Raw genomic sequence first — 1,049 nt, forward strand, 5'->3', positions numbered from 1 at the left:
GCCCGGGACATCACCCACTCCCACTTCGAGGCCGGGGACCGGGTCGTCGTCATCAAGGGAGTCGCGGGCGCCGAGCTGTGGGGGGACGCCATGCGCGTCGTGGCCCCCTCCTGGCACACCCCCACCGACGAGGACGGGTGGCGGCTGCGGGACGCCACCGGCGGGGCCCGGACCTACGTCACCGGCCACCCCCGCTACCTGGTGCACCTCTCGCGCCACTGCCCCGACTGCCTGCTCCACCTGGGCGCCATGGAAAAGCGCTTCCTGCCGAAGTACGCCGGCTACAACGCCCTGATCGACTGCGGCTGGTACACCACCACCGCCCTGGGGCAGCTCGTGCACATCGCCGATGCCAGAGGTCCCCGATGATCTCCGCCCCATAACCGCCCCCGCCCCGCAGCACGGGGAAAGCCGGTTACGGCCCGGTGAGCTCAGCCACCGAGCCGGAAGCAATGGACGGTTGACCGCCGGGACCGGAAACCGAGACGTTCGCACCACCGTTTCTCCGCCTCACGGTCGGGGCGGGGGGTGAGATCAACGGTCCGGGCTCCTGCCTCCCGGGCGATCCGCGGCGAAGAGACCGGCCGCTCCCCGTCCTCGTCCCGTGTCGTCGACCACCACATCCTCCACTCGGGCCCGCAGGCCGAAGGGCAGGGGCGACAGCGCCAGGACAGCACTCCGATGATCGCCTCGGGGGATCGGCCCGGCAACGTGGCGGCCTCGCAGCTCACCCTCCGCTCGATAGCCTCCCGATCCAACGGCTCGGCCGTCGAGGACAGCTGCGGCAGCACGACGAACCCCTGATCCGCTTCCCGGACGGCCTGCACCCGGACCTCCCTGTCGGGAGCCCATCGCCGCCCGCCGGCTCCCTCGCACAGCCGCTCCCCGCGGGTTCCGACAGCCGGGGCGGTAGTCGCCACCCTGCCTTCGGCGGAGGTCCGACGCCCCTCCTCCGGCCGCACAGCGCCCGGCCGTCCGGTCCCGCCACTGGCCCCATCGCCTCGCCCTCCGGCGTGGTCGCCACCTCCCCACCGTGTGCCGTACCGCCC

At 73.1% G+C, this 1,049-nt stretch carries 2 protein-coding genes; both read left to right on the forward strand.

Annotation, left to right across the window (positions count from 1 at the left end):
- A partial coding sequence (locus tag FNQ90_RS24495; RefSeq protein ID WP_182608336.1) for a hypothetical protein occupies nucleotides 1-369 on the forward strand: 369 nt, incomplete at its 5' end.
- 312 nt (nucleotides 370-681) lie between these two features.
- On the forward strand, nucleotides 682-804 hold the full coding sequence (locus FNQ90_RS28275) for a hypothetical protein (protein ID WP_267133113.1): 123 nt from the start codon (nucleotides 682-684) through the stop codon (nucleotides 802-804).
- Nucleotides 805-1,049 lie beyond the last annotated feature (245 nt).

The sequence above is a fragment of the Streptomyces alkaliphilus genome (assembly GCF_014141535.1).
GTDB classification, from domain to species: domain Bacteria; phylum Actinomycetota; class Actinomycetes; order Streptomycetales; family Streptomycetaceae; genus Streptomyces; species Streptomyces alkaliphilus.

Bases quoted from the DNA above. Each gene is read 5' to 3' on its own strand.
- FNQ90_RS28275 (WP_267133113.1), top strand. From the start codon at position 682: ATGATCGCCTCGGGGGATCGGCCCGGCAACGTGGCGGCCTCGCAGCTC.